Origin of the sequence: Acidovorax sp. NCPPB 3576 (assembly GCF_028473605.1) — a bacterium.
Classification (GTDB): Bacteria; Pseudomonadota; Gammaproteobacteria; order Burkholderiales; family Burkholderiaceae_C; genus Paracidovorax.
On the sequence record NZ_CP097267.1, the window covers coordinates 2,408,320 to 2,432,984 of the forward strand.

Consider the following 24,665-nt stretch of genomic DNA (forward strand, 5'->3'; position numbering starts at 1 on the left):
TGAGTAGCCAAACGAGCCTTGTCGTGAGTCAAAATTTAATTAACTCCGAAAATCTGGCCTCATTCTCGAATAGCACAGAAGATTGAAAAGGCCAACATCAGTCGCTGAACGCCACCCGTCCAGAACGGCAACTCTGGCAACTCACGGAACAGATCACCACATGCCGGATACCAAGCCGCTTTGCAGTCGGATTCGGGAAATTTTTCCTAAGTCGTTCTGCATATGTAACTGAGAAACAATCGATTTCGGCGGCTTCTTGAACCAATGCAGGCAGATGTTGACCAGATCCCGGCTGGCGGGATTGTGAAAAAACGACTGCAGCAACTCAGAGGTCAACTCAGGATTTGGAACAAAGTGAAAATCGCCCGCGCGATTCAATTGTTCATGACTAGGGGCCATATCTGCCCATCGCTTCTGGAACATATGCCGCTGCACAATGAATGGATACCCTGAGGCCTCACAAGTTTCCGGAAAGAGCGGTGTCATAAAGTCAATCACGTAGCCATTGCAGAGCACCATTGCATGGAATGAAGAAGCTGTGCTCCGAACTTCCCCCTGTTCCAGGCTTGCAAAGCACATGGTATTGCGCTGTTGTTCTTCGAGAAGTAAAAACGCGGCGCCGGCGACTGGAGTCGCATCCTTCTTGTAGAACTCCTGAAGTATGGCAGCCCCCGCTATGCTGAAGAACATGCATGCATGGGCCGTATTGGCATCGACACTGTCGAGCACAGACCTGATGACGTTGTGGATGCGCAAGTAATCCAGCAGGGGGATGAGTGGCTTTGCTTTCATCGGGTCCAGTTCAGATCGAGTGTGCCGATATGGTTAACAATGCTTTCTATTGGGCATAGCTCAAGCCCGAGCCCAAGCCAGCTTATGCAACAAAGCATCCACTGTTGACGCACAAATAACTGGCGTCCTTTCCATTCAGATGTTCGTGGGCTATATTCCGCTGTCAGGGACGAAATGCATGGACCGACCCGTCACCAAACCAAGTATGCAAGGTCGCGATTCCTTGATCCGTAAGCTCTTGAGTGAAAAGCAATGCTAGGCGCGTGGTGGGGCGCGAGCAGGCGACATAGAGAAGGTTGCGATATCGTTCGAACGCATCCTGCTTATCTGCGGGGATCTGGCCTGTTTTGGCCCAGTCAAGGTACTGCCCGAAGTTGTACACGTTCCAGCCGCGGCCTAAGACCACTAAGACGTTCTCGAACTGGTCGCCCTTAACACTATGCTTTGTAGCAAATGGCGTGTGGCCATTGATAAATTTGTCGAGCGCAATAACCTCGCTGTAAAAGATGTTCCGCAGCTTCCTTGTTAGCTCGATTCGGCTCGGGACGCTCTCACCATCTAAAGGTACGAACTCTTTTGCCTCCTTCTCACGCATGAGAATTTTTTCAGGCAAACGGATAGAACCTCCGGCGTCGATATGAGCGATGACGTCACCAACTGTTCCTGTTCCCCTTAGCGCCGCAAGTTCGGCCATTGACGCTGACCATTTCAACTTTGCATTGTGCGACTCAAAGCGTGGTGCGGTGCTTCCCAGTAGTTCGAACATCTCACCGTAACGTCTTCGCGAGAACGCATCGCAAGCCGGCTCAAGCTTTTCGACGAAGAACGCGATGTAGTCGTCTTGCTTCTTGATGTACAGATCGGTATATGGGAAAACTTTTGCGAGGTTGGAGTAGCCCTGCTCATTCGCAAGCACGTTGTGCGTCAGCATCAGAATCTTGGTTTTGTCCGCAGCGAAGTCCCAGCCTTCGTTAGCCAGTTTGGCCACCATTGCCTCAAGGAATCGATGGGCCTCCTCAGCGGGGAGATCGCCCTTCCAATGGCCTCCTCCAGTTCCCGGACGACGCTGACCTACCCAGCCGTTAGTGTGAAACGCAACTGCCGAGCCAATGAATTTCACATCGTCCACGGCTTGAGGAAGCGCTGGCCGCATAGCGTTGAGCACGTCGACGATTGCCGTCGCAGACCGGAAGTTCGCTTTTTTACCGATCTCCTTCAGGTCGGGGTCGGCAACGTGACCACAAGTATCTTCGTAGATGCGTTGCCAATGATCACCAAAAAGCCCGACCAAAGGTCCTCCAGGCCGGCCAATGAGGTTCTCCTTGATGGCATCCATGACAGCTTGGTTAGTGTCTTGGTACTCGTCGATGAGTAAATATGGGAATCGATCCGCGAGCACTGCCTGAAACTTCGGTCGAATAAGCAATTTCGCAGCAAGCGACAGAACGTCGTCATGATGAAGCGAGATCGTCGTGTCATTAATTCGTCGATAGCCCAACTCGTATTCCACGCGCTGGCTCGCTACCGCAATCTGGGATTCAGCTATGCGCTCTGGCCAATTGTCCAACGTCGGCACGAGCTGCTTCAGCACACCCTGAAATTGCTTAATGAGCGACCAGCAGAAAGCATGGATGGTGTCCGTTAGGACGATTGGGTTGCCATCAATCCGGCTATTGATCACCGCGGTAGCCGCATTGGTGTAAGTAATGCATGCAATCCGTTGTCCGCGCAGTCGCAGCTTTGCTTCATGCGAGGCGATCAACCCCTTGAGGGTCTCGACTAAGGAATAGGTTTTGCCGGCTCCCGCCCCCGCCTCAAGCAAAAAACTTTCGCCGCCTGCAATGCAGGCAGCGACTTGGGCGTCAGCAGCCTGCGCGGCCAGAAGCGCGGCACTAGGGTTCTGCCCCTCAGTCATGGCGTTTCTCCGGCTGTAACTGCTCCGGTGCCTGACGGCAGTGGTGCCTCGTCCTTAGCAAGCCAGATCAACCCCTCAGAGATGTACCGCGGAATCTTCCAAGTATCCTCGGCCAAAGCGTGTTCCAGTGCAAAATCCGACTTCTTGACTTTGCCTGCAGCTTCCCAGGCCTGTGTCTCCCTTTCCGCATCGCCAGGACCAGCGAGAGGGAATAGCGCTGTATTTGCCAGCATGAAAGCATCTTCAAAACTGCGCCCACACGGCCCACTGGCCACTTCAGCTTGCTGGAAAGCCACCCGGGTCTTGGCGTTAATCTTTGACTCGTCGGTCGCGGCCAGTAGTTCTGCGGTCGTAATGTCGGGCTTGAACCATGCTTTCAAGCAGGCGTTGCTGGTCCGCTCGCCGTGGCGAACTTCGCACTTTACATATTTTCCCGCGCCATTTGACTTGACTGCGTCGATGTCTGTTATGACAAGAGTCCGGATCTCCAAGAACTTCAGAAGGTCGAAGAATATGTGCGCGTACGCGCCGCCGATCTCAATCACGGATAGATACTGGCTCCCCAGTTTCTTCCCATGGGTTATGCCCGCATCGAGCGTCTTGATCATGCGTGGCAACAGCAGCCTTTCCGTGGTCCCTTCGATCAACACAGCCTTATCTGCAAAAAACAGGTCGCACCGAGTCAGTGTCATGTACTGATGCAGGAAGCTGCGATCAGGCTCCTTCTTGCCGGCCAGTCCCTTTCGAAGGTCCCTGATCACTGTCTGAGACGGTTGACCATCCGCTCCATGCGAGGCGAGGAAGTACCGGATCGATTCAAAGTGGGCCTCATTCGCGAGGTGAGAAGAGTGAGTCGACACAACGAACTGAACGGGCCACTGGCTACCCAGCTCTGCGCTAAACGTCGCCGCGATCTCCGCCAGTTTACGGATGAAGACCTCCTGCATCTGAGGATGGAGGTGTACCTCCGGCTCCTCGATAAAAATGACCTGAGTGCCGGGGCGTGGTTCGGCTGCGGCATAAACCTTGAAGAACTCGCGGAGCTGCAGCAATATGAGGATCAGATTGCGGGTTCCTAGACCGTTGTAGCCCTCTGGGAGATTAACTCCATTCACGCCGGTGTACCGGACCTTGGTGTGATTGGTCAGCAGGCGGCTAACGTCTAGAGTAGTCTCCGTCCTGAGCTTCTGCTGATCACCAAGACTGGGATATCCAAACAACGAGAGAGCCGGCAGCAACTCGTCGAGCTTGACGTTGAAGTCCTCGCCAATTTTTTCCTGAATACCTGCGACAGCGAGCTCAAGGTCTCCGGCGATGCCATTCCCAGCATCGGAAGCATTGCTTTTAGCAGTCGTAAACAGGTTCTCCAAAACCTTGCCAATGACCGCACGATCCTTCTGACTGACATCGTCAAGACCACGCTGCGCGCCGATGAAGCCGCTGCCGCAGAGTCTGCGAAGCGCCGCGCCCTCCATGGTCTTGTTGTTTTCGGGGTCGTTGGGGTCAACGGCAGCGAAGGTAATCGCAAAAAGCTCGGGGATGCGATCGCGTAAGGCTCTGAAGCAAGCAACCTTGGCAGCCTTAACTTGCTCCTCAGTCGCAGAGTGGTCGGGTACGTCAAGTCCGGCGAACAGCTCCTTCACCTTGCCATCTTTAAGTCCGTAGCTTGCAACTAACAAGGCTTCTGTGCATTGGGGGTCAAGGTCGACGATAAACTCGCTGAGTGTTCCAAGCGCCTCTTCAACCTTGTACTCAAAGGTTAGCCGGATCTCGATGGTCGGCAGGGCCCGCCGAACGACATCATCGTCAATTCCTTGCAAGGACGACTTTAACGCCTCCCAGAATGCCTGATGCGTGCCAAACGAGAAGTCCTCGAGACGGAATGTCGGGCTGCCATCCTCCAGGAGGCGCCGCATCACCTCCGTGAGCGATGTCTTTCCACAATTGTTTCGCCCAACAACCACCGTTGTCCTATCCTCCAGCACTAGCCCGGCATCCTGTAATAGACGAAAATTCTGGACAACGATGTTCTTCAAGCGCATCTGGGGCTCCTCTGTTGCAAGCGAGTCTCTTACGAACGGCCTTGCTTGATAAATTCCGACTCGATCGGTAATAGATTATTTGTTTCTGCTGTTGCATCAGAGGACATTTGTCACTTAAGACGCAGCAGATCCTCAGGCTGTATTGCAATTAGCGCGTTATCAAGGTGCGGGTTGCAGTCGACTTCTTGAGCAATGGCTTGCGAATGACGCACCTCACTTACCGCCACCAACGTAGTGGGTGCCTTTGCTAAACCGCCCAATATCTTCCATCCGCTTACTGCCCTTGCGATTGCCCACTTCAAACGCAATCGACGAGGCTCAGCCGCTCATGAATAGAGTGTTGCTAGCTCTGACGTTACCGACCATCGCTGCAGACGCAGCGGCGCTGGTGGCAAGGAAACATGCTTCGATGAGGACAGATTTCATGTGGTCTCCATGGGAGTTGTAGCCAAATGTTACAGAATTATGCTTACTTGCAGCTTGCACAAGGGCGCGAGACACCTGCACTCGGAAGAACTGCCTTTCGCAAGACAATAGGTGGCAACCCACAAGGCAGGGCCTACCCTAAAAGCTTGGCCGCCTTATTACCTGCAGTTGCGCGGAAGTAGCCCAAAACGCTTGCCACGCTCCTGTGCCCAGTCATGGCCATGGTGTCGCTAAGGGGCACTCCTTGGATGGCGGCTTCCGTCACGAAGCCTGACCGCAGGGAGTGAGCCGAGAACTGCTCGGGCAAGCCAGCCATGCGTGCACGATCGCGAACAATGTCACGAACCGAGGCGGGGGAGAGTGGGGCGCCCAGATGCCCCCCCTTGCGAACTTGCCTAAAAATCGCGCCTTCTGAAATCCCTGACACCCTGAGCCAGGTTTCCAACGCTTGAGCCGCTTGACCTTCAATGGGCTTTTGGTTCTCCGGACGATCCGCAGCATTCTGGTTGGTCTTGGAGTGAGCGAGGGTGTAGATAAGCGAATCTGGGCCGGTCCGCCGCAGGCACTTCATGTCAGCACTGGTCACTTCGGAACGCCGACGGCCTCCAGTCGCCCATGCAAACAGGAGGAGGGCGCGGTCACGCCGACCACGCAATGAGTCGTCACAGGTCTCCAACATGGCCACCAGTGGCTCTCGAGTGATTGCGTCTTGCTTGTGAGCGATGTCGCCACGCTTGCCATAAGCCCTCCGCGTCTTGGCCAGTAACTCACGCACTTTTGGATCCTGGCAAGGATTTTTGAAGTCGTGTAGTTGGTGTGACTTTGACAGCACAGCGATGCGATGCACAAGCGTGTTGAGAGCCATTGGACCTGGCTTGCCCTTGAATCTCTCCTTCACAAGAAGATCGTCAATGGCCTTTGGTAACTCATGCCTCAGGCCCGCCGCGGTAGTCCGCTCCGCATGGTCCACGATGAACTGGACAACCGCACTGGCAGGCAAAGGCAGCGAAATGTTGACCCCGTATCGCAGCACAAACCAAGCAGCCCAATATCGCAACGCGCTGCGATAGCTGGCGATCGTGTTTGCCGATTCGCCTTCCCTGAGGAGTTCGTTGACTGCGTCTTCGGTGGCGGACGACAACTCAGCAGGGTTGAGCGCTGGGCAGTCGTTCAGAGCAGGCAAACGCATGATGCACTCACAGCAGTTGATAAAATCATATGTACAACGTATTGTTTACTAGCCATCTTCGAAATAGGTCGCGATAACAATCACTTATCGTTGGTAATTTTAATGCAAGGGTAGGGTGGTTGCACATGAAAAGTTTGAGAGGTCCGCGCGGAGTTCAGATGGAAGAAGTTTGGGCCGCCGCCGACGCGGTGCTCAGCCTCGGCGAGCGGCCGACGATCGAACGAGTACGACAGCATTTGGGACGCGGCTCTCCCAACACAGTGGGGCCTATGCTTGATGGCTGGTACGGTTCGTTGGCTAAGCGACTGCATCAGCACGCAGCGGATGACGAGCGTGACGCTTCGGGGGCGGCCCTTCTTCTTCCCGCCGCTGTCGCTAGAGCCGCGAAAACCATGTGGGGGAGAGCTCTACAGCACGCGGAAGACCAAGCAGCTGCTAATTTGGTGGAATCTCGCGAAGAGTTGGAAGTGCAAGCCGTGGCCCTGCGGGAAGCACGGGATCACTTGGCAAAGGAGACGCAGCGCCAGGTGGACCGCAGCGCGGCATACGAGTTGGCGATGCAGGTCAAAGACGCTCAGATTGCAGATCTTGGTCGCTCAATCGAGGACCTGAAGCAGCAATTACTGAGCAGTCAGCAGGGGATTGACACCCTGCGAACTGAGTACGTGCAATTACGGCGAGTCGCAGATGCTGATCGCCGCAGCCGGGAGGCCCGGGAGCTGGAGCACCAAACGGAGCGCTCTCGGCTTGAAGATCGCGCCCAGGCTCAGGAACGGAGACTCAACGGAGAAGTGGACCGGGCACGTCAGGAAGCAAAGCGACTTTCGGTCCTGATGGAAAGCGACCAAAAGAGAGCTACCAAGTCCCTGGCAGATGCGACAGACAGGGCTCGCGAGTTCGAGACCAAAATCGGCGCCCTGCTGCTGGATAAAGCTGGTTTGTCCCAAGACCTGCAATCGGCTCTTGAACAGATCAAAGGTCTTCAAGCAAGATTGGATGGGCGAAGCAATGACATGTTTGCTGTTCTTCACGAACTTCGAGATCGTTTGCCTCCAAACTTGACTGAAGAATCAACCCCGCCGGTGAAAGTTCGAAAGAGCAAGATCAAACGCTAGAGCTTTCGATATCAAAAATTCTAGTGCGGTGACTAAAGGGTGTTGCATGCACCGGACTGACTGTCCACTAATGTCTGAATGCGAGCGCCATGGCCCGACGTTTCCGCAGAGAGGCGTTCGATTCTCTCTTGCGCCAGCCCGACATAGCCCGAGAGCATGGCGAGGCAGGATTCAAATTCGCCGCAGAACCCTGGGCTGGTCCGCAATCGACGCACAAACTCCGTGGCGAGCGGCAACGCCTTCAGCCAAGCGAGCTCCGGCACCTGGGTTCCCACGTTTGGCTCCAGATTCCGAATGGGTAAGTCTCCCCCGGCGGAGGGCGCAAACACCATGGGCGTCATGTCGTACGCTGGTGCCAGTTTGTACTGCTGGCCATCTTCGGAGAGAAACGACAGGTTGCCGTTGTGCATGTCGGTGTTGCCGATTAGGGTACCGAAAGCCCAGAGCAGCTCGGTGATTGGCAGCGCGTCAGGGGCCACTACCTTGCGGCACAACAGCGACCGCACAATCTGAGGCCAGCTCCCACCGGTCCCTGCGAACCGCGCATCGAGCGCGGTAAGGGAGTGCAGGCCACATCGACCACGCGCCTCGATGCGGTCAAAGCGCTCGACCTCCAGGAAGCGTTGCTGACCGTGGTCGACGAGACGAGAGCGCGCCGCAGGGATACCCGCGTCTAGTAGGACCGCCAGCGCCAAGTGCTCGGCCAGCAGCAAATCGCGCCAGCGCGCGCTGACGGGGCTGACCACGGCAGAGGAGAACTTCACGAGCACGTGCTTGGCGCTGCCGTCCTCCCTCTGAACATAGGCTGTGAATTTGGCCTGCTCCCCGGCGGCTGCGAACCCATGCAAATGTCCCCGGGCAGCAGCCTGTGCCAGATCGGCATAGGCCTGGGGGATGTCGGCATGCGCGATCGGCGCCAGCGGCGTGCCGTTGAGGACTTGCTCGCGGGCCGCGCGCCCGATGAGGAGGTTTCCGGGCAAGTCGCCACCCGCAATCAATAGCGCGCGCATTATCTGGAAGTCACCCCAGTCGCTTAACCGCTCAGGCCAACCAAGCTGCGCGCCGTGGCGTAGGTTAAAAGAGCGTCCGAGGTAGCCCTGGGGCCGCAGGTCTATCAGCCACCATGGCAAGCCGGAGCGGTGCCCACAGCCGGTGTTCATGTCAGCGTGGGGAGCGGAGGCCCCAATCAACTGAAAGTCTTCTGGGCAGACCGGCACGAGAGTGCCCAGTTCTTGCAGCACGCCTGCCGACGTGATACGGAACACGTCGGCCTCCCCGTCAGCACGGGCGGGGTCGCGCAGTGCGTACTTAACGGATCGGGCTGCACCTACTTTGATCACCTGGTCGCCCAGCGCCTGCAGTGTTCGGCGCAGAGTGGACCTGCTCACATTGAGCGCGGCCATAAGTTGACGTGTGGTGCGCGGGCCAAGCCGCAGCTGCTTACGGGCGAGGCTAGCGAGTGGAGGCATGGGCTTTTGGCGGGCCATTAATCGCAAACTAAAAATCAGTAGCGCAATCTCTGAAGAAGGTGGTGCGCCCTCCTAGGGAAGGTCTGCAAAACCTCCCCGCCTGATCCTCCCCCAGCGCCAAGCATTCAAGACAATGGCGCCATGGATCAATACACCCTGGGCCTGGACCCACTGCCCAAGAAGACCCGCAAGGAGATCTTCCTCGAAGAGATGAACCAGGTTGTGCCCTGGGCAACGCTGGTGGCCCTCATTGCTCCGTTCGCCCGGGGCGCGCACCAGGCCCTGGGTGGCCGCCCTCCATTCCCCATCGAAACCATGCTGCGCATCCACTGCCTGCAGCTGTGGTGGAACCTGAGCGATCCGGCCATGGAAGAAGAACTGCACGAGCGGCCCCTGTACCGCCGCTTCGCCGGCCTCGATGGTGCAGCGCGCATGCCCGATGAGACCACCATCTTGCGTTTCCGCCATCTGTTGGAGAAGCACCAACTGGCTCCGCAGGTGCTGGCTGCCATCAACACCGGTCTGGCCCAGCAGGGCCTGATGCTCAAGACAGGCACCATCGTGGACGCCACCATCATTGCAGCGCCCAGTTCGACCAAGAACAAAGAGGGTGAGCGAGACCCCGAGATGCATCAGACCAAGAAAGGCAACCAGTGGCACTTCGGCATGAAGGCGCACATTGGCGTGGATGCCGACTCGGGACTGGTGCACACCGTCATCGGCACAGCCGCCAACGTCAACGACGTGACGCAGGCAGCAGGCCTGCTGAATGGCAAAGAAAAGCATGCCTGGGGCGATGCAGGCTACCAGGGCGTGGACAAGCGCCAGGAGATGCAAGGGAGCAAAGCCAAGGCCAAGATCAAGTGGCACGTGGCCATGCGCCCGGGCAAACGCAAGGCACTTGATCCCGAGCGGGAACTTCACAAGCTGCTGGACAAAGCCGAGCGCCTGAAGGCCAGCGTGCGAGCCAAGGTCGAACACCCGTTCCGCGTGATCAAGCAGCAGTTCGGCTACGCCAAGGTGCGCTACCGAGGTCTGGAAAAGAACACGGCGCGCCTCATGATGCTGTTTGCGCTGGGCAATCTGTGGATGGCCAGGAAGCGGATCCTGGCGCTGCAGGGATAGGTGCGTCTGCGGGGTGCCGAGGTGGCGCCGCAAGGGCTGAAACGGGCCTGTAAACCGTGCCAATCGGGCCTAAGCAGCGGATTGCGCAGGAATCAGGCGGACCTTCCGTTCAACATCAGGCTGTGCCGGGCTGACGAATGGGGTTTTGCAGACCTTCCCTAGCCAATTCCACTCAGTTAAGCCTTCGCCCCGTACTACTGCTCTGGCCGGTGGATTGGTCCGCGCCTGACGTCGCATGGGCGCATTTCACGTTTCGATGTCTTAATTTAGACATTACAGCAGCGCAAGAACTAGCCAAAGCCTTGAAGGGGCTGGACTATGATCGACCCGAGAGCTACGCAGAATGGATGGAGGTTGTGGGGCTCTGGGACCACAGATTTGGCTCGCAGAGTCGTCCATGGCCAGATGGACTAAGCACAATGTGCGTTCCAAATATACCTGGAGGCCCTGGCACTGTATACCTTATCTCGGCCCCTTCGGCTGTTTTTAAACGAGATATCCAATGAACACAGCACCCCAAGTCGGAATATTCTCAATCGCTACATTGGAACGGTTTAACGCACCTCCTGAGCTTGATGGAAAGCATGGCCGCAACCGCCTAAATCACGGGATCAAATCAATTCTCGCAGATAACGACGTTGACGCAATTAAAGAGTGGCTTTTGACCCATGACCACCTAGCACATGCGACGGTAGGGGTGTACCGCAATGCAGCTGAAAAAGTGCTGAACTGGTCCTGCTTTGTCCAGGGAAAAGCACTTTCATCGCTGGATGATATGGATATAAACTTCTTCTGGGAATTTCTTGCAGCGCCCACACCCTCGCTGGATTGGATCGACAGAACTGCAGGGGCGAGGAGTGCACCGGAATGGCGGCCCTTTAGAGGCCCGTTATCACTCGCGTCTGTAAGGCAAGTGATGTTCGCATTGTCTTCACTATTCAATTGGATGGGCAGGGTTGGCTATGCCGCAATGCCTCAAATTGCAGAAAATCGTGCGGTAAGGGCGGGAACAGCTAGGCATGGAATCGCCGCAAACATTTCCGCAGTAACCATGAGGCAAACCCTTAGTATCAAAGCTTGGGATCGGATCTCAGAGGTGCTGACGTCAGGAGTAGATTTTCGCGCCCGCCTCGCGGTGGAATTAATTTACTTCGGAAATCTGAAGGTGGTAGAGATCAGAAAACTGAAAATAGCTGATTTTGTTGCACCATCTATTGAATGTATAGCGTGGCGGTGTCAGGTCGATTCTATGCGTAACTTCCTCCGATGCATTTATCTGCTTCCACCTCTTGGCCGATCTCTATCACAGCTATTTGAGACGCGCCTTGAATCTCCCAGCGTTTTGTTGACACCGCGTGACGTCAGACTAGGGTCTGAGTTGCTCTTTAAAGATGCCGATTGGCCAGCAGGGTGCATAAAAAAAATAGTGCGTCTGGCTGCGAGTCTGGCTGATGAGCAGCGAGACGCTCAATGTGCAAATGAGTTGCGATCCGCTAATTTGACTAGTTTTAGAGGAGCGTTTGAAAGTCACGCGGGTGGTGATCGAGCTTTCATCTTGGGTTTTATAGCTCATGCATTTGGCAGCGGCAGCCTGATAGCCGAATACACGCGAGTCATAGTTTTGAACAACGACTCCATTGCCTCTGGTTGGAAAAGACTAGACCCTCACTGGAGTTCTTACAGCAAGTGTCTGGCGCTGGTCTCAAATGTCGGTGTACTGCCTGAGGCCGAATCCAAAACAGTGGACCAGCACAAGCCTGATGGGAAGGCTTAACTTGACGCGGAACAGTGCGTCAACAATGTCCTTCTAAACGGTGATTCTTTGACGTTAGGAAGGTTGTGTCGCGGAAACGAAGGTTTGAGGGGGTGTTTGCTGTCGGACAGCTCCGGTGGATCAAGGTGTTGCGTGCCATCGGGCCTGGCTTCCCTTTGAATCCCGCAAACGGGTTCAGAACTCACGTATTTTATATTTTACATAATATACATCGTATCTAGTCTGTGGATATTAAAAAATGGGATCAATATCCCGACAGATAGATGCAGATAAAAGCGGTTGCGACTTCCCTTCGCTGAATCGCACGGGTTGGACTGTAGGTGCATCCACTACTCGTGTCAATTGTTCAACAATCGTTTATGTGTCAATCCGATTCTTTTCTGACTTCAACCTTACTCGATGAGTTGCGGGGCCTACAGCGTGATCGGCGACTCATTCCAGCTTGAGTACCGGGTTGGCTGGCGGCACCGGCACCACCCAGCGGTCGGGCTCGGCCAGAACGACCGCAGCGAGCCGCCCGACGCTGGCGCCGCCTCGGCCCACGACTTGGTAGCGCAGGATGTTCACGCGGCCCTTGCCCTGGCCCGAGGTCATGCGGTGCCAGCCGGCCTTGATGACCTCGCGCTGCACTTGTAGGCCGGTGGCATCCGCTTGGGTCGCTGGACCCGTTTCGCGGGCGTAGAGCTTGAAGATCAGCGGCGACACGAGCGCCATGCCTTCTTCCACGAAATGCACGGCAGCGCCGGTCTCGTTGTGCTTGATCTCGCGGCTGGCCAGGCCGTTTTGCAGCCAGCGCATGAAGGCGATGGCGACCTCGCTGGGCTCGGCCTTGCGGGCGGCCGCTTCATGAGGAAGTTCGGGCAGGTGCGGCGCCATGACCACGGGAGTGGGCGTCGTGCGCGCGGAAGTTTCAGGTGCCGAAGAGAACAGCGGGCGCACGAAGCCTGTCTCGGGCGTTTGCGCTTGCGCTGCTGGAGCTGGCGACTGCACCGGCGCTGGCGCTGGCGCTGCCGAGGGCGCCTTCGGCTTCGCTGCGACCTTGGCCTGCGCTGGTGCCGGCGCAGACGGTGTCGGCCGGGCACTTGGAGCTGGTGCAGTCCTGGGCTGCACGACAGGGGGCCTGGATGGTGGGCTCGGTGTGCGAGGCGGCACTGGCGCGGATGCGGCAGCGCGAACGTCATCGTCTTGGTCCAGCCATCCATCGTCGGCATCGAAACCATCGTCGTTGCCCCCGATGCGGATCACGTCGTCCAGTGGCGGGAACGTGGGCTCAATGCGTTGGGGTACCTTCGCCTGTGCAGGCGGTTTGGCCGGTACGGCAGCGGCGGGCGCTGATGCCTGGGCCGGGGCGGCTGATCCTGGCGCAGCTGTCTGTGTGACCGCTGCAGGAGTTGCCGCAGTCTCCTGCGCATTGCCGTTCGATCCTGCCGCAGGCTTGGGCTTGGGCCGGTTGAACGCGGGGGCCTTGAGTTGGTTCTCGTTGGGCTTTGGCGAAGTTGCCGCAGCCTTGGGCTTGTTGGGCTTTGCTCCAGCTTCCGGCGTGTGGGTTGCCGCAGGTTGGGGCGCTGGCGCGAGATCTGCCGCATCGTTGTCTGATTGCCCCAATGCACTCACTTCATCAGCGCGTTCGGCACCCTGCTGCACCGATACATGCCCTGCCCCATCCTCCGGCGCAGCATCGCCTGCTTCATCCTTGCGTTTTTCTCGCACTACGATGCGGCCAGCCATCGCTTGCGGGTACTGGCTCGGATCGTCATAGAGCTTGGCCAGCGGAAACCTCAGCATGGTCAGCGAGTGGCTGTAGCCTGTTGCAGCCGAGTCCTGATGCGTTGCGGCAGTTTCCTGCGGGCTTGCTGCACTGTCGGTACTGCTTGCAGCATCCTGGGCCTGGGCCTGGGCCTGGGCCTGGCCCTGCACCGTCACGTACCAGATCGCCTGGCCGCTGTGCGGATTGACCTCGATGCAGCCATACTCCTGCCAGGTGTCGAACAGTCGGTCGTTCTTGGCCTCGCCCGGCACAGCCTCCTCGGGGGCATGGTCCTTGATCCAGTTGCGTACGCCATCGGCCAGGCGCTTGGCCACGAACCACATCGAGCCGTCATGCACCCAGCCCGCCGCGCCCGAGCGGTTCAGCGGCAGCGCGGTGCCCGCGCGCAGCATGGCCTTCACCGCATTCATCAGCAGGTCGATGAGCGGGATCGCATTGCTGGTGGTGAACCGCGCCCGGCTGCCGTGCAGCAAAGCCCGCTGGGTCGATGCCTGATCGGCGCGGCCGACGATGCTCGCCACCAGCCCATCCTTCGTGCCCGAGAGGAAGCGGGTCAGCGCCTCTAGCGTCTGCGGCCGGCGAGCAAGAAACGTTACCGCCGTGGCCGGCGCGATCTGGCCCAGCAGCGTGACCGCCAGGCGCGAATGCGCGCCATAGTCTCTTGCGGATTTCGGAGCGAACTCGACCAGGTATTCCGCCGCCCTGCCCCGCTCAATCCTCGTCATCGGTCCCCCGATCGGATTCCACCGGGTGCGCTCCGTTGCTCCAGGTGTGCGCCACGTGACGCGCAGATCCGTCATCGGCTTGGCGATGTCGTGCAGCAGCGCGGAGAAGAACACCACGTAGGTCCACTCGTCGCGCTCCGCGTCGATCTGCTCGATGGGCGCGCCCTCGGGCAGGAAGTGCCCGTTGCGCCAGGTCATGGCTGCCAGGAGCATTTCCAGGGTGTGGGCCAGCAGCCCGCCCACATGCGCGTGGTGATGGGCCTCGGACGCCGGCATCAACTGCACCATCTCGGCGTAGCGGTGGATCGCGGGCAGCAGATCGCGCTGCCATACGCTTTGCGCCAGGCGCGACTGGCGCCACATGTCCTGCATCGCCTTGTCCGCGTTCACGCACGCCAGCAACTCGTCGGCGGGCAACAGACGCAGCCACCCCTGCTCCGAGCCCTCCACGGCGATGCGCCGCGGCGTGGTGGGTGTGGACGACCTGGCAACGGTAGGCGCCGTGGCGGGAATGGAGGCACGAGCAGGCATGCCCTGCCCCGCAAGCATTCGGCCTGCTGCATCGACCCATCGACTGCGAAGCCATTCGAGCGATCGCTTCATGCTGGCAGCACCAGCAGGTAGCGGGACAGTTGCTGCAGCCATGGCCTCGACGCCGGGCGGCTGTCATCGACGCAAAGCCAGTCCTCGTCCCCATGCGGCATCTCGATGAAGTCCAGCCAGCACTGCTCCAGCGGACTCCAGAAGCAAGCGGATGCCTCGGGCCGGTGCTCATTGCCCCACCAGGCGCGCACACGCACCAGGTCCAGGGTTAGCAGATCCTGCACGATGGCAAGCCGGCGGGCGTGGGCCACCCGAAAATCCAGGGTTGCGGCAGCTTCACCGGGGATGCGGCAGACATGCCTGAGCAACACGTCACGCACGCAGATGTTGGGCGCTTGCCAGTCCTCCAGGTGGCGCTCCAGCCCATCGTAGCGGCCCAGCCATTGCAGCAGCCTCGATGTCCAGCTGGCCAGGCCCAGCGTGGATAGGTGCTGCACGATCGAATAGACCGCGTGAGCGTGGTCCAGTGCATCGCGGCCAGAATGTGGCCATCCCGCGTTCGGTGCGGGGTTGCTGTGCTGCGCCCTCAGCCGCGGTTGCTGCGGAGGAGTGGGTGGCGAGAATTCAGAGTCCAGTGCATCTTCCATGATGGCGAGGCACTGTAGAGACGATCTGTTGGGCGCGCTAGCGAGAACCGTTCGCGACATGGCGGAGGGTTTACGCTTGCTTGGCCGGCCCGGTTCTGCTACGCATGCGATGAAACAAGAAAGAAAGGGAATGAATGCAGACCATGAAACAATCGCCTGACATGAAGCAGCAGTTCGCTCAAACACTGCGACAGGCTATGGAAAACGCTGGCTATGCGGCCAAGCCCGCCGTGCTACAGCGCGAGTTCAACAGCCGACACCCGGCCGAAAAGCCCATCACGCTGCATGGCGTGCGCCGCTGGTTGATGGGAGAGACCATTCCCAGCTATCCCAAGCTGCAGGTGCTATCCGATTGGCTGGGGGTGCCTGTCCACGACCTTATGCACGGCACAACCGTCCCTTCAGGCAGGCCGACGAAAACGCCCAATCCGTCTCGGCCCATGGGTTATGAAGACCGGCAGGTAGTCGAGGCGTTTCTCAAGTTGCCCGCTGCACCACGTCGCATCGCGCGGGATGTGATACTTGCCATCGCCCGTGCGGATGAGGTCGGCAGATCTTCGTGATCGTGCGGGTTTCATCGACTAAAAAAGGGAGTTTCTTATGAGATTGAATCGTCTGGATCTGGCGGGCTTGGTTGGGGGTGCGATGCGTCCTGGGGCCGACATCGGTCCCGCAGACGTGCAGTCGGAGGGCAGTTACCGACGTGGCTACCAGCAAGCCATCGCCGAGGTGGCCGCGCAATTGCGCGCCGACCAGCCCGTGACCCCTGAACTGCTGGATGCCTGGGTGGAAGGCATCGGCATGCAGTGGCGGCATGGCAGCCCCCTCGACCGAAAGATTGTTGCGCCGGCACTGGTCGAGACTTGAAATGGGATGCCGCAGAAAGGCCGTATCGATATACTGGTGTTTCATACAGCTTTTTGGAGAGCGCCATGAATGCCATCGAGACCCGATACACCGTTGCCCTGCGCGACTGCCCTAGCCTTTCCGCGAGCGAGCGCATTGCGGCCGAGGCCGCCTACGCTCGCTCCCTGGAGCGCCTGCTCGGAGGGCCGGGGTGCATCGTGGAAACCCTCGCATCCGTGCAGCGCATTCAGGAGCAGTAGGACGATGACGCCTCGCCCGAAGCCCGCGCGCGGGCCCTGGCGACGATCAACCGCTGGGCGAAGGCCGCTGCGGTAGCGCGCCAAGCTGGCCTGGGCGAGTTGCAAGGCGAGGCCGAGGACGGCTACTTCGAGGTCCGGCTGGACTGACCACCGTGGACCAGATCGCCATCGCCATTCTGGGCGCTGCGGCAGCCTGGCTCTCGCAGTCCCGTGTCCAGCGCAAGCGCGGTGGGCCTGCATCTTCGGGATGCTGGGTCAGCCCTTCTGGTTCTATGCCGCCTGGAAAGCCGACCAATGGGGCATCTTCGTGGTGTGCGTGCTGTACGCGATCGCCTGGATGCGGGGACTGTGGGTGCACTGGCTCTCGCCTCGGCGAGTAACGGGCGTGGGGACGATTCAGATTGCTCCAGGTCGGGAGCGTTGATCTTGAGTTGTTGGGGAGTAAACTGGCAACATGGAACTGGAAATCTATCGCGCACTGGTGAAGATCAATGTGTCCCCCGAGGATGCGCAAGCCGTGGCCGAATCGATCAACAAGGAGATCGACAAGCGCTACACCTTGCATGCAGCTCAACTATTCACTAAAGCTGATGGTGGGGAATTGAAAGCGGACGTCATCAAATGGTGCGTCGGCACCATGTTTGCTGCTGTGGGCCTCTTTGCCGCGATCACCAAACTCTGGCACTGATTCAAGTTACTCCACGCCTTCGGGCCCGCCTTGTGCGGGCTTTTTTCTGCCCGCTGCGCCAGTGTGGTTGGCCAGAACTGGGGCAGGTGCTGACAGGGCAAGAGCGGCATTCTTGCGTGGAAACGCTTGCCACTGGATCTACTCGACGTTGCCCCATCGGCCGCCGATAGGCTGATTCACCCCTCCAGCATCACCTGCTGCACGCTCTTTTTGTTGTATGTTGTATTGAAATACAACATACAACATACAACATATAACATATAACAAATACAGGTTGGAATTCGTCGCGGCGGTAGGGCTGCCCCCTTTCATCATCGACCTCCGAGCGCTGCCGGGCTTTGGCCTTGCAGCCTCGGGTGCTGCATGGCCTTTCGGGATCATGGGCCGGCGCCCCGCCGCCGGCCCATGACTCATCTCCCGTAAAAGCCCTTTCCCCTGTCCCCGTAGGCCCTTTCGTGCGTCCGACGATTTAGGAGGACGCACGCCCTTTGGATAGGCCCCTTGCGCCCGTAGAAAGCCCCTTGCCCGTAGGCCCCCCGCCCTGGGGGGCGCCTTTCTCGTGCATGCGTCTTTCACCTATGGCATTTCGCAGAATTCCGCAATTTTTCATGCCTACCACTGTGCGGAACGATCGTCAAGCGTAAACCGTCCGCCACGTGGCGGAGGGTTTCGGCTTGAGGCCACCACCTACAAAAAAGACACTGCCGGCCATTGGCGACGTTTCCCGGATGGGTGACGTCTTTGGCCCGCAGTCTCTCGGCTTGCGGGCGTTTTCTCTACAGGTGGTGGATTCATGGGGCAGGCGCACGCAAGGGCGGCAGGTGCAGCGGCAATAGCAACTGCAGTAGGAGTGCTTGGCTGGCTGGCGATGCCGGCAAAGGCGCAGGCGGTAGGAGATGGCTCGGTGCGCATCGGCCGCTACAGCACGCAGCAGGCGGTGCCGGTAGCGAGCGCGAGCGATCCGCTCGCCGTCTTCGCCACCATCACCTTCCCGCGCCAGCAGGTGAGGACCGTGGGGGACGCCGTGCGCCATACGCTCCTGCGCACCGGCTGGCAGCTGGTCGATGTCGCCGCTCTCTCGCCCGAAGCCTCTCGCTTCCTGGCACTGCCGCTCCCCGAGTCGCAACGCATGTTAGGTCCCTACCGAGTGCAGGACATCCTGGACTTGCTGCTGGGGACCACCTGGCAGTGGCACCGCGATCCGGTGCAAAGGCGTCTCTGGTTCACCGTGACGCCTGCCTATGCCCAGTTGACGCAGACCCACGCTGCCGAGGCTTCGGCCAGTGCGTCCACGCAAGCCGTGGCCGACCGGGATGCTCGGTCTTCACCGGGCGTGCCGCTGGACGCCGCACCCGCCGATGCCAAGGAGGCCGACGATGCAGCAGCACGTTGAGCGCGACACGGCGCACGAGCCCGGCCCGCAAACGCACCAGGATCACGAGATCGACCTCCTGCTGGACCACCAGGACGACGTGCATCGCCAGGACGGCCAGAGAATCGAAGGCCAGGATGCTGCCCGGGCATGGCACCCCGACACCGCCGCGATGCCGCTGGCGGATGACCCGGAATCGGCATCGGCTGTGGATACAGGTACGCGCTCGCGCCGGCCATTCGGCAAGGCTACGACCCTCATCCTGGTCTTGCTGCTAGCGAGCATCGCCTGGGTGGCCTATGGCCGACTGACGCGCTCTGCAGCCGCCTTGGCGCCAGAGCCTGCAGCACTTGCCCAACCGGCCGAACCTTCGGTCACTGCCGATCCCGCCAAGGCCGATCCTGTCTCAGCTGGGGTGAGCCCTGCGGCCAGCCTTACCACGGCGGCAGCGTCATCGCCGGCATCGCAATCGGCGGTGACCTCAAGCGTCGCCACGCCGCAGGCCTTGCCGGAGCCGACGTACCCGGATCTGCCCGCCATTGACGCCGCCCCTGAGTCGGCCAGCACGCCGAGACCGGGCACCGTTGAACCCGGCGCGGCTTCACTGGGCACAGTGGCAATCACCGGCGTCCAGGACCAGCGGCTGGAGCGGCTGGAGTCCCAGCTCGCTCGCATCGAAACGCTGCTGACGCAGCGCCCGCCAAGCCAGGCGGCTCCCGCAGTGCCTGCTGCCAACGCCGCCGTGTCGGCCACCCGCCCCCAGGTCCGGCCTCGCGTTCCAGCCGCCAAGCCTGCCGCAGCGGTCAAGCCGGAAGAGCCAAAAATCGCCGGCCAACTGCTGTCCGTTGACCTCTGGGACGGCCGCCCTTCCATCGTCGTGGGCACCGGCGAGACCGCGGACCAGCGCGTGCGGGTGCTGCAACAGGGCGACTCCTACAACGGCATCACCCTCAAATCCATTGACGTGGCCGCGCGCCGCGCCACGTTCGACGTGGGCCAGGGCCGTCTGGTCCAGCTGTCGGTGGAGGGCCAATGACCATGCAAGGGATGCACTCGATGGCGACCATCGCTCACTGGTCCGTGGCTTGTCTGATCGCACTCGGCGCCACCACAACCTCGCTGGCCCAGCCAAAGACCCAGCAGCAGCGCACGCAGGAGGTGACGAGCCAGCGAGGCGGCGCCGACCGTGCGGGCACGGTGCTGGACGAGAGCGACCAGCTCATCGCCTCCATCTGGGGCCTCTCTTCCGAAGAGATGCTGCGCGCCAAGGTCCTGCTACAGGGGCCGCGCAAGTCGTTCTCCGTGGAGAACCTCTCGCCCGTCGAGGCGCTTGGCATCCACGCCCGCAGCGATGCGGAGCGCCGCAAGTACGCCGAGATGTTCGCGCGCACCTTCCACGCGGATGTGGAGCGCTCGCTCGCCTGGAATGCCGCCTTCACGGAGGCGATGGCCCGGATGTATCCCAATGAGCCTGTCATGGACTTCAGCGGCCAGGCCAAGGTGGCCGCGCCCATCGGCACGGCGGACGTGCTCAATGTGCCTCGCTCCCTGGTGGTCGATACCGCGCCAGGCGCCAGCGCACCGAAAGCGGCAAAGGTCCGCTGATGCAGACGATGCTGCCACGCCGATCCATGGTGCTGGGTTTGCTGGCGGGCATGCCCGCTTGTGTCATGTGTGCAGAGCCCAACGGCCCATGGTTGCCCTACCGGCTCGAGGATGTGAAGCGGATCGAGCCGACAGGCGCGCAGATCTCGCGCACGCCGACCGCTGCGATGCGCCGCATCGAACCCGTAGTACAGGACATGCTCTCCGCATCCATGGTGCAGAGTCACCCACCGAAGGCCTACGCGGTCACCGCAGGGCGCATGGGCGTCCCGCCCTGGCTGCTCTTCGGCGTCGCCCTGCAGGAATCCAAGCTCAAGTTCGGCGAGCGCACCCTGCCCTACCCGTGGACGCTGTGCGTGCGTGGACAGGGACTGCGCTACGCCGACTACCCCGAGACGCTGGCCGCACTCAAGGGCTTCATCGCCCGCCGCGTGACCAACATCGACATCGGCGCGATGCAGGTCAACTGGCACTGGCATGGCGACAAGCTCAAGCAGCCCGAGCGCGCCCTCGATCCTTATCCCAACCTCGCCGTGGGAGCGCAGATCCTGCGCGGGCATTTCGAGGCGGGCGGCAACTGGCGCCGCGCCATCGCGCTCTATCACACGGGCTCGGACAACACCCACGAGACCCTCTCGCGCGGCGCGCGCTATGCCGATCAGGTGCTCCAGCGACTGGGGCGCATGGGCGTGCCCGTGTCTGCGCTGCTGCACAGCGTGCCGCGCCCATCTTCGGAGGCCTCGCGTGCACAGGCTTGATTCAGTGGTCCTGGCTTGTGCCCTGATGTGGACTGCTGCTGCGAACGCCGGCCAGCCTGCACTGCAACAGATCCATGGCAGCGATGCCACCGTGCCAGTGGCTCCCTACCTGGCCGCGCTCGTGGGCGGCGAGGACCAAGAAGGCGTGATGCAGGGCGTGGCATTCCCGCTTCGCACCCAGCTGCGCCAGGGCGTGCTGACCGCCGAGGGAGTGGCCGTTTTCAACGCCCGCTGGATGACCCAACCCATCGTCGTGATGGGCACCGACTGGGCATCGCTGCAGTGGCTGCAACTGCACCAGGACCGTCTGCGTGGCCTTGGTGCCGCGGTGATCGTCGTCGCCGCCGACAGCGAGGACGAGTTCAAGACGCTGCAGCGCGCCGCAGCCGGTGTGCCGGTTGCGCCCGCGCAGAGTCCATGGCTGGAGTCCCGCATGCGTGCGGCCGGCGTTGCCATCTACCCCATCCTCATCGACCTCGATGGCCGGGCGCGCCAGGTCCTCTTCGACGGTGCCGAGGACGATCTCGGGAAAATCGGGAAAGGCACGCCATGAAGAACCACGCGGTCCTGGAGGCGCTGCTGCGCCCGCCCATTGAGTTGTGGAGCGTGGCCATGGCCTGGGGCGTGGCCCTGGTGGCGGTCGTCGCGCCGTGGGCGCTCATGATGCCGCCCCTGCTGGGCTGGGTGGCGGCAGTGATCGCCTTCGCGTTCGGCTACCAGCGCCTGCGCCAGGCGCTGCAGATCCTGCGCTACCAGCACTACATGAAGTATTACAAGGTCACGCGCATCTCGCCGTCCAAGATCCCGGTAGGCAAGGATGAGTATTACCTGGGAGAAGGCTTCGAGTGGACGCAACTGCACACCCAGCGCAAGCGGGATGCCACGCGCACGGAAGCCGAGCCGTTCGTGAAGCCCAGCGCCACAGAGGTCGCCATGCGCCGCTGGGGCACGAAGCTCAACGAGGACATGCAGGCGAAGCTGCGCAGGAATCCCTCCGAGCCCACCTTGCTCGTGCGCGCCCTCGCGGGCGCCCTGGCCAGCGAAGCCTGGTTCAATCCCCTGCGCTCCTATCCTGACCTGGGCGGCTCGCCCATCCTGCACGGCGTGGGTGCGCTGCAGGAAGGCCCCGTCAAGATGCGCCAGTCTTCGCGCTCCGGCCACATGATCGTCATGGGCACCACGCGTGTGGGCAAGACGCGCATGCTGGAGATGTTCGCCACCCAGGACATCCACGCCGGCCACGTGACCATCGTGATCGATCCCAAGGGTGACGCGGAATTGATGCTGCGTCTGTACGCGGAAGCCGCCCGCGCAGGTCGGCTGGACCAGTTCTACCTGTTCCATTTGGGCTACCCCGAGATTTCCGCGCGATACAACGGCATCGGCAATTTCGCGCGCATCACCGAGGTGGCCACGCGCGCGACCAATGCCCTGCCGTCCTCTGGCAACTCGGCCGCGTTCAAGGAGTTCTCCTGGCGCTTCACCAACATCGTGGCGCAGGCCCAGGTGGCGCTCGGGCGCGTGCCGACCTACGAGACGCTGCTCAAAGACGTGACCGGCATCGACGGGCTGTTCATGGACTACGCCCGGATGATCTTCACGCGCCTGGCACAACAAGGTCAACACACCGAATGGGAGAAGCGGGTCGCCGCCCTCGAAGCGGTCGTGGGCACCAAGGGTGGGCCAGCCGTGCCGCGCAGCCTGGCCGACCGCACGCCCGATTTGGTGGCGATGTTCCTCTGGATCAGGGACTCCAAGGTCGAGGACACGGTGTTGCGAGGCCTGGCCGCCGCGTTCAGCTACGAGCGATCGTTCTACGAGAAGATCATCGCCAGCCTCGGGCCGTTCCTCGAAAAGCTCACCACCGGCGCCGTGGGCAAGCTGATCTCCCCGGACTACTTCGATGCCAGCGACAAACGGCCGGTCTTCGACTGGATGACCGTGATGCGCCAGGGCGGCATCGTCTATGTGGGCCTGGATGCCCTGTCCGACTCGGTGGTGTCCTCGGCCGTGGGCAATTCCATGCTGGCCGACCTCGTGAGCGTGGGCGGCAAGCTCTACAAGACCGGGCTTGATCCGCACCACCCGGATGGCAAGCTGCAACTGCCCACCGTGTGCTGCCACTTCGATGAGGTCAATGAGATCGCAGGCCCCGAATTCGTGCCCATGGTCAACAAGCTGGGCGGGTCGGGCTTTCGGATCACGGCCTACACGCAGTCGATGTTCGACATTGAGGCGCGCGTGGGCGACAAGGCCAAGGCCGGGCAGATCCTGGACAACTTCAATCACCTGGTGATGCTGCGGGTGCGTTCGGTCACCACGGCCAACCTGCTGGCCGAGCAGGTGCCGCAAGTGGAGGTCGTGCACCTCACGCCCATGTCCGGCGTCACCGACACGGCGGCGCAGGGCACGGGCGTGGACTTCACGTCCCGCAACGACGACATCGTGACCACCACCAAGGTGGCGATGATCGAGGCGGCCGACCTTCTCAGCCTGCCGCAGGGCCAGGCGTTCGCGCTGCTGGAGGGAAACCGACGCTTCAAGATTCGCATCCCGCTGGCGGACTCCACCAACGATCCGTTCGTTCCCGAGTCGCTCAAGAAGGTGGCCAGCGACATGCGCAACCGCTACCGCACCAGCGAGCAATGGGCCAAGGAGACGGACTGGATGGGCGACTGGATGTCCGCGCAGCCGTTGGGCGCTGCGGCCGCGGACCTGATCGCCACCGACCTGGCGCAGGAGGACGCGGGTGCACATGAAACCGCTGTGAATGAGGCCGTGATGACCAGCACCGCCCTGGGTCAGATCATGAGGCACGGATCATGAGCGGCGCTCCTCCCAAGGGACCGGTGCGCCCTCGCACGCGCGGCCCCGTCGAACTCGCGCTGGAGATCGGCATCGGCCTGACCTTCGTGGCGCTGTTCTCCTGGTTCGTGGGCATCCTCATCGAGATCGGCGGGATGTACTGGCTCTGGAAAGACGAGGGTGCGGGCCATGCGCGCACGCTGGTGGAGCAGGACCTGGGCTACATCGCCGCGGCACCGCGCAGCCTCCTGGTGCCGGACACGGTGGCGTTTTCCCGGCAAATCGTGCGATGGGTGGAGATGCCCTACGAGCGCCTCGGCGTGCTGCGCTGGTACGACCGCTTCAACGGTCCGCAGGCGGCAGCAGAGCCCAACCCCTCCAGCGCCAACGCAGCCGGGGGAAATCCGTTGTCCAAAGGCATGGGGCGGGCCAGCCGCTCCATGGGCAAGCTCCTGTCGCAATGGGCGCTGGTCTCGATGTACGTCGCGCAGGACGTGCTGCTGCGCATGTCGGTGGCGCTCTTCGCCCTGCCCGCCTTCGTCCTCGCCTGCCTGGTGGGGGCCGTCGATGGCCTGGTGCGCCGCGATCTGCGCCGCTGGGGCGGCGGGCGTGAAAGCTCCTTCGTCTATCACCACGCCAAGCGCTACACCGCCTGGTCGCTCACCGGCGGCTTCGGCCTCTATCTCACCTGGCCCTTCGGCGGCTTCAACCCCGCCTACATGGTCCTTGTCTTCACCGTCCTAGTCGCCGCCACCCTCTCGACCACCGTGGCGGCATTCAAGAAATATGTCTGAACTCATC

The 24,665-nt window shown here is 60.7% G+C and carries 21 protein-coding genes and 1 pseudogene; 15 read left to right on the top strand and 7 right to left on the bottom strand.

The annotated features are described in order from the left end of the window. Nucleotides 1-153: 153 nt before the first annotated feature. From M5C98_RS11030 to M5C98_RS11045, 4 genes are all read right to left on the bottom strand, one after another. Entirely contained in the window at nt 154-792 is a 639-nt protein-coding gene (locus tag M5C98_RS11030) for a DUF2026 family protein (RefSeq protein WP_272552753.1), read from the bottom strand. A gap of 163 nt (nt 793-955) precedes the next feature. Continuing rightward, nucleotides 956-2,707, bottom strand: a complete 1,752-nt coding sequence (locus M5C98_RS11035) for a UvrD-helicase domain-containing protein (protein ID WP_272552754.1) — start codon at nt 2,705-2,707, stop codon at nt 956-958. After that, the gene (locus M5C98_RS11040) at nt 2,704-4,749 is read right to left on the bottom strand and encodes an ATP-dependent nuclease (RefSeq protein WP_272552756.1); all 2,046 of its coding nucleotides are present in this window, start codon (nt 4,747-4,749) and stop codon (nt 2,704-2,706) included. The genes M5C98_RS11035 and M5C98_RS11040 overlap by 4 nt, the downstream gene beginning before the upstream one ends. A 559-nt stretch (nt 4,750-5,308) precedes the next feature. After that, a complete protein-coding gene (locus tag M5C98_RS11045) occupies nt 5,309-6,364 on the bottom strand; it encodes a site-specific integrase (protein WP_272552757.1) in 1,056 nt (351 codons plus the stop codon). A 158-nt stretch (nt 6,365-6,522) separates the two neighbouring features. On the opposite strand from M5C98_RS11045, the gene M5C98_RS11050 reads away from it, so the two are divergent. Continuing rightward, on the top strand, nt 6,523-7,479 hold the full coding sequence (locus tag M5C98_RS11050; RefSeq protein WP_272552758.1) for a DNA-binding protein: 957 nt from the start codon (nt 6,523-6,525) through the stop codon (nt 7,477-7,479). 32 nt (nt 7,480-7,511) lie between these two features. On the opposite strand, the gene yjjJ is transcribed toward M5C98_RS11050, so the two are convergent. Next, nucleotides 7,512-8,882 (bottom strand): type II toxin-antitoxin system HipA family toxin YjjJ, encoded by a 1,371-nt coding sequence (gene yjjJ, locus M5C98_RS11055; protein WP_272552759.1) that lies wholly within the window; start codon nt 8,880-8,882, stop codon nt 7,512-7,514. 207 nt (nt 8,883-9,089) lie between these two features. Between yjjJ and M5C98_RS11060 the strand changes: the two genes are divergently transcribed. After that, nucleotides 9,090-10,073: an IS5 family transposase gene (locus M5C98_RS11060; RefSeq protein WP_272547916.1), complete on the top strand. Its 984-nt coding sequence runs from the start codon at nt 9,090-9,092 to the stop codon at nt 10,071-10,073. A gap of 502 nt (nt 10,074-10,575) precedes the next feature. Further along, nucleotides 10,576-11,847, top strand: a complete 1,272-nt coding sequence (locus M5C98_RS11065; RefSeq protein WP_272552761.1) for a hypothetical protein — start codon at nt 10,576-10,578, stop codon at nt 11,845-11,847. A 432-nt stretch (nt 11,848-12,279) separates the two neighbouring features. Here M5C98_RS11065 and mobH read toward each other — a convergent pair whose 3' ends face one another. Both mobH and M5C98_RS11075 read right to left on the bottom strand, forming a co-directional pair. Beyond that, nucleotides 12,280-14,871, bottom strand: coding sequence for a MobH family relaxase (gene mobH, locus M5C98_RS11070; RefSeq protein ID WP_272552762.1), 2,592 nt, complete (start codon nt 14,869-14,871; stop codon nt 12,280-12,282). Between the two features lie 68 nt (nt 14,872-14,939). After that, nucleotides 14,940-15,380 carry a hypothetical protein gene (locus M5C98_RS11075; protein ID WP_272552764.1) on the bottom strand — a complete coding sequence of 147 codons (441 nt, stop codon included), beginning with the start codon at nt 15,378-15,380 and terminating at the stop codon, nt 14,940-14,942. Between the two features lie 284 nt (nt 15,381-15,664). Here M5C98_RS11075 and M5C98_RS11080 point away from each other — a divergent pair, with 284 nt between their 5' ends. From M5C98_RS11080 to M5C98_RS11135, 12 genes and pseudogenes are all read left to right on the top strand, one after another. Then, nucleotides 15,665-16,093: an XRE family transcriptional regulator gene (locus M5C98_RS11080; RefSeq protein WP_272552766.1), complete on the top strand. Its 429-nt coding sequence runs from the start codon at nt 15,665-15,667 to the stop codon at nt 16,091-16,093. Nucleotides 16,094-16,130: 37 nt separating this feature from the next. Then, a complete protein-coding gene (locus M5C98_RS11085; RefSeq protein WP_272552768.1) occupies nt 16,131-16,397 on the top strand; it encodes a hypothetical protein in 267 nt (88 codons plus the stop codon). Nucleotides 16,398-16,462: 65 nt separating this feature from the next. Continuing rightward, nucleotides 16,463-16,636 (top strand): hypothetical protein, encoded by a 174-nt coding sequence (locus tag M5C98_RS11090; protein WP_272552769.1) that lies wholly within the window; start codon nt 16,463-16,465, stop codon nt 16,634-16,636. Between the two features lie 143 nt (nt 16,637-16,779). Then, nucleotides 16,780-17,060: pseudogene (locus M5C98_RS11095) on the top strand (hypothetical protein). A 30-nt stretch (nt 17,061-17,090) separates the two neighbouring features. After that, complete coding sequence (locus tag M5C98_RS11100; RefSeq protein WP_272552770.1) at nt 17,091-17,324, top strand: hypothetical protein; 234 nt, start codon at nt 17,091-17,093, stop codon at nt 17,322-17,324. 850 nt (nt 17,325-18,174) lie between these two features. Beyond that, complete coding sequence (gene pilL2, locus M5C98_RS11105; protein WP_272552771.1) at nt 18,175-18,717, top strand: PFGI-1 class ICE element type IV pilus protein PilL2; 543 nt, start codon at nt 18,175-18,177, stop codon at nt 18,715-18,717. Continuing rightward, nucleotides 18,701-19,732, top strand: a complete 1,032-nt coding sequence (locus M5C98_RS11110) for a hypothetical protein (protein WP_272552773.1) — start codon at nt 18,701-18,703, stop codon at nt 19,730-19,732. The genes pilL2 and M5C98_RS11110 overlap by 17 nt, the downstream gene beginning before the upstream one ends. Nucleotides 19,733-19,752: 20 nt before the next feature. Further along, entirely contained in the window at nt 19,753-20,301 is a 549-nt protein-coding gene (locus M5C98_RS11115; protein ID WP_272552775.1) for a hypothetical protein, read from the top strand. Then, nucleotides 20,301-21,059, top strand: a complete 759-nt coding sequence (locus tag M5C98_RS11120; RefSeq protein ID WP_272552776.1) for a transglycosylase SLT domain-containing protein — start codon at nt 20,301-20,303, stop codon at nt 21,057-21,059. Before M5C98_RS11115 ends, M5C98_RS11120 begins: the two co-directional genes overlap by 1 nt. Before the next feature lie 25 nt (nt 21,060-21,084). Next, on the top strand, nt 21,085-21,612 hold the full coding sequence (locus M5C98_RS11125; protein WP_272552778.1) for a PFL_4695 family integrating conjugative element protein: 528 nt from the start codon (nt 21,085-21,087) through the stop codon (nt 21,610-21,612). Next, entirely contained in the window at nt 21,609-23,885 is a 2,277-nt protein-coding gene (gene traD, locus M5C98_RS11130; protein ID WP_272552779.1) for a type IV conjugative transfer system coupling protein TraD, read from the top strand. Before M5C98_RS11125 ends, traD begins: the two co-directional genes overlap by 4 nt. Continuing rightward, nucleotides 23,882-24,658, top strand: coding sequence for a TIGR03747 family integrating conjugative element membrane protein (locus tag M5C98_RS11135; protein WP_272552781.1), 777 nt, complete (start codon nt 23,882-23,884; stop codon nt 24,656-24,658). Before traD ends, M5C98_RS11135 begins: the two co-directional genes overlap by 4 nt. The last annotated feature ends 7 nt before the right edge of the window (nt 24,659-24,665 follow it).

Excerpts from the sequence above, each read along its gene's own strand:
- M5C98_RS11030 (WP_272552753.1), bottom strand. The coding sequence starts at position 792 with ATGAAAGCAAAGCCACTCATCCCCCTGCTGGATTACTTGCGCATCCAC.
- M5C98_RS11035 (WP_272552754.1), bottom strand. The coding sequence starts at position 2,707 with ATGACTGAGGGGCAGAACCCTAGTGCCGCGCTTCTGGCCGCGCAGGCT.
- M5C98_RS11040 (WP_272552756.1), bottom strand. The coding sequence starts at position 4,749 with ATGCGCTTGAAGAACATCGTTGTCCAGAATTTTCGTCTATTACAGGAT.
- M5C98_RS11045 (WP_272552757.1), bottom strand. The coding sequence starts at position 6,364 with ATGCGTTTGCCTGCTCTGAACGACTGCCCAGCGCTCAACCCTGCTGAG.
- M5C98_RS11050 (WP_272552758.1), top strand. The coding sequence starts at position 6,523 with ATGGAAGAAGTTTGGGCCGCCGCCGACGCGGTGCTCAGCCTCGGCGAG.
- yjjJ (WP_272552759.1), bottom strand. The coding sequence starts at position 8,882 with ATGGCCGCGCTCAATGTGAGCAGGTCCACTCTGCGCCGAACACTGCAG.
- M5C98_RS11060 (WP_272547916.1), top strand. The coding sequence starts at position 9,090 with ATGGATCAATACACCCTGGGCCTGGACCCACTGCCCAAGAAGACCCGC.
- M5C98_RS11065 (WP_272552761.1), top strand. The coding sequence starts at position 10,576 with ATGAACACAGCACCCCAAGTCGGAATATTCTCAATCGCTACATTGGAA.
- mobH (WP_272552762.1), bottom strand. The coding sequence starts at position 14,871 with ATGCCTGCTCGTGCCTCCATTCCCGCCACGGCGCCTACCGTTGCCAGG.
- M5C98_RS11080 (WP_272552766.1), top strand. The coding sequence starts at position 15,665 with ATGCAGACCATGAAACAATCGCCTGACATGAAGCAGCAGTTCGCTCAA.
- M5C98_RS11085 (WP_272552768.1), top strand. The coding sequence starts at position 16,131 with ATGAGATTGAATCGTCTGGATCTGGCGGGCTTGGTTGGGGGTGCGATG.
- M5C98_RS11090 (WP_272552769.1), top strand. The coding sequence starts at position 16,463 with ATGAATGCCATCGAGACCCGATACACCGTTGCCCTGCGCGACTGCCCT.
- M5C98_RS11100 (WP_272552770.1), top strand. The coding sequence starts at position 17,091 with ATGGAACTGGAAATCTATCGCGCACTGGTGAAGATCAATGTGTCCCCC.
- M5C98_RS11110 (WP_272552773.1), top strand. The coding sequence starts at position 18,701 with ATGCAGCAGCACGTTGAGCGCGACACGGCGCACGAGCCCGGCCCGCAA.
- M5C98_RS11115 (WP_272552775.1), top strand. The coding sequence starts at position 19,753 with ATGGCGACCATCGCTCACTGGTCCGTGGCTTGTCTGATCGCACTCGGC.
- M5C98_RS11120 (WP_272552776.1), top strand. The coding sequence starts at position 20,301 with ATGCAGACGATGCTGCCACGCCGATCCATGGTGCTGGGTTTGCTGGCG.
- M5C98_RS11125 (WP_272552778.1), top strand. The coding sequence starts at position 21,085 with ATGTGGACTGCTGCTGCGAACGCCGGCCAGCCTGCACTGCAACAGATC.
- traD (WP_272552779.1), top strand. The coding sequence starts at position 21,609 with ATGAAGAACCACGCGGTCCTGGAGGCGCTGCTGCGCCCGCCCATTGAG.
- M5C98_RS11135 (WP_272552781.1), top strand. The coding sequence starts at position 23,882 with ATGAGCGGCGCTCCTCCCAAGGGACCGGTGCGCCCTCGCACGCGCGGC.